Source organism: Micromonospora sp. NPDC047753 (genome assembly GCF_040642735.1).
Taxonomy (GTDB): Bacteria; Actinomycetota; Actinomycetes; order Mycobacteriales; family Micromonosporaceae; genus Micromonospora.
This window is the reverse complement of sequence record NZ_JBEYSL010000748.1, coordinates 1-2,308: the sequence shown is the minus strand read 5'-3', so window position 1 is coordinate 2,308 and position 2,308 is coordinate 1. Positions and strand designations below refer to the sequence as shown.

Below are 2,308 nucleotides of genomic sequence, written 5' to 3'. Positions count from 1 at the left end.
GGCAGAACGGGTGGCCCGCCGGGTCGGCGTAGACGTAACACTGTTCGCTGTTGGGCGTCTTCGTACGGGATCGAGCCGGCGACCAGCGGTAGGCGTGCCTAGCTGGCTGTGTTCCGGCGCAAGACCGGCACCACTGTCGACGGCGTGCTCGCCGTCGACCCGGTGGTGCTGTCCTACCTGCTCAAGGCGACAGGTCCGGTGCTGGTGCCCGGCGGTGTACCGCTCGCCAGCGAGAAGGTGGTGCAGACCCTGCTCAACGACAGCTATCAGCGCCTCGACGTCAAACAGCAGGACGAGTTCTTCGCGGCGTCGGCGTCAGCGGTGTTCGACTCCTTTTTCAAGAAGAATGTCAACCCGAGGGTGTTGTTGTCCGCATTTGACCGTGCTATCACGGAACGCCGGATATTGTTCTGGAGTGCCCGACCTGAGGAACAGCGGACATTCGGCGAGAGCCGGATGGCCGGGACGCTTCCGGAACAGGACACCGTGCCGACCGTCGGCGTGTTCCTCAACGACGGCAGCGGCGCGAAGCTCGGCTACTACCTGCGGCCGACGGCGAACCTCACGGTCGGCGAATGCCGGTCGGACGGTCGCCGTGAGCTCCGGCTGCGGGTGACCCTGCGCTCGACGGCGCCGAAGTCCGGACTTAGCAAATCCGTGCTCGGCCTCGGCCTGGCCGGCGATCCGTACACCGCCCGAACGTTGGTGTCGATCTTCAGCCCGGCTGGTGGAGCGGTGCTGGAGGCCCGACTGGACGGGGCCGAGACGGCGCTTGGCAGCGGCACCGAACGCCGCCGCCACGTGGCCACGGCCAGCGTCGACGTCGGCCCCGGCGCCGAGAGGGCGCTGGAGGTCACCGTGCTGACGGCCAAGACCGGCGTCGGGCAGGCCGAGCTGTGGCTGACCCCCACCGCCAGCCCCTGGACCACCCAAGTTCATTCCGCACCAAGCTGTGATCAGTAGGAGGGAACCAAATCATGCGGCTATCCCGCATCATCATGGCGCTCACGGTCGGCCTGGCCGTGGTGGCCGTGCCGACGGCAGCGGGGGCGGCAGCGCCGCAGCCGCAGCCCACCGCGACGACCGACCCGCCGCAACCGCCGCCGTACCCGCCGACCGCCGCGTCGCTGACCGTCAACCGGCCGACGATCTACCTCGGCGAGACGGTGGTGCTGACCGGCACCAACTTCGGCCCGAACGAGACCGTCGACATCAACGTGACGGTCACTCCGCAGGCCGCACCGGCCGGCGGCGTGGCTCCGGCTCGCCGCAGCGACGGCAGCACCGTGGCCATGGCTCCGGTCGCCTACCAGGCGAGCGCTCCCCTGCACTTCACGGCGTACACCAACGGTCAGGGTCGCTTCACCAAGAGCTACAAGCCGTCGGTGACGGGTCTGCTGACCTTCACCGCCACGGGCCGGGAGTCCGGCCGTACCGCCAGCACCGAGCTGCGCGTGCTGCACAAGAAGCAGCCGCTTCCCGTCACGGGTGACAGCATCGGCACGCCCATGAAGCTCGGCGGCGGCCTGGTCGGCGCCGGAGCGGTGATGTTGCTGCTGACCCTGGCCTGGCGTCGCCGCCAGCGCTTCGGTGGTGCGGCGCACTAGTTCACACCACCGGGCTGCGCCCGGACAGCACCGAAGCTGGCGCCCGTCGGAACACTCCGACGGGCGCCAGCCTGTCCGTTTCGTCGGTTTCATCCGGTCAGCTCTTCCATGATCCACTCGCGTTCCTTGATATCGGCATGTCCTGCCGTCCGGGATGCCCCGGTTTCCGTGAACCCGAGTGGATCACGCGCGTGAGGGCAGGTTGCGCACTGCCGTGTCACGCTGGCGTGGGTGATTTGTCCGATGGTAGGTGGTGTGGGGGTGTGACCGGGTGCACCGGTGGGCTGGAATCATGGCCGGGCCGGGGTCGTTACACATCCTGACGATCGCAGTACCACCGGCCGGCCGCCCGATCTTTGCGGGCTGGTCGCGCAGGTGGGAATGGCAGTCTCCTCCCGGTCGTTGCAACACCCACGACCGCTGGCATCGCCGCGATGAGGGTGCCCGATGGGCGGGCCGATCCCGGAATGACCCTGGCCCCCCGGTCGTTACACACGGTCCCGGCGCCTCGAGCCCCCGCTCGGTAGGTCGCCGACTCCGACGCCTGACCAGGGCGTCACCCCCCAGACTTTTTCCCCTTTTGAGACGTGCAGCGCCGGACGAGGTGCTCACACCCTCACCGCCGTCCCCCCCGGGTGGTGTGGGTGTTCTACCCCCGAAGGAGCTATCCCCATGAACGCGATCATTCGTAAGAGCATGTT

2 protein-coding genes are annotated in these 2,308 nt (G+C 68.4%); both read left to right on the top strand.

The window, feature by feature from the left end; genetic code table 11:
- Positions 1 to 108 precede the first annotated feature (108 nt).
- Entirely contained in the window at positions 109 to 963 is an 855-nt protein-coding gene (locus tag ABZ749_RS34065) for a DUF4012 domain-containing protein (RefSeq protein WP_357235259.1), read from the top strand.
- A gap of 14 nt (positions 964 to 977) precedes the next feature.
- Positions 978 to 1,607, top strand: coding sequence for a hypothetical protein (locus ABZ749_RS34060; protein WP_357235256.1), 630 nt, complete (start codon positions 978 to 980; stop codon positions 1,605 to 1,607).
- Positions 1,608 to 2,308 lie beyond the last annotated feature (701 nt).

Coding starts and splice junctions, on each gene's coding strand:
- ABZ749_RS34060 (WP_357235256.1), top strand. CDS start 978: ATGCGGCTATCCCGCATCATCATGGCGCTCACGGTCGGCCTGGCCGTG.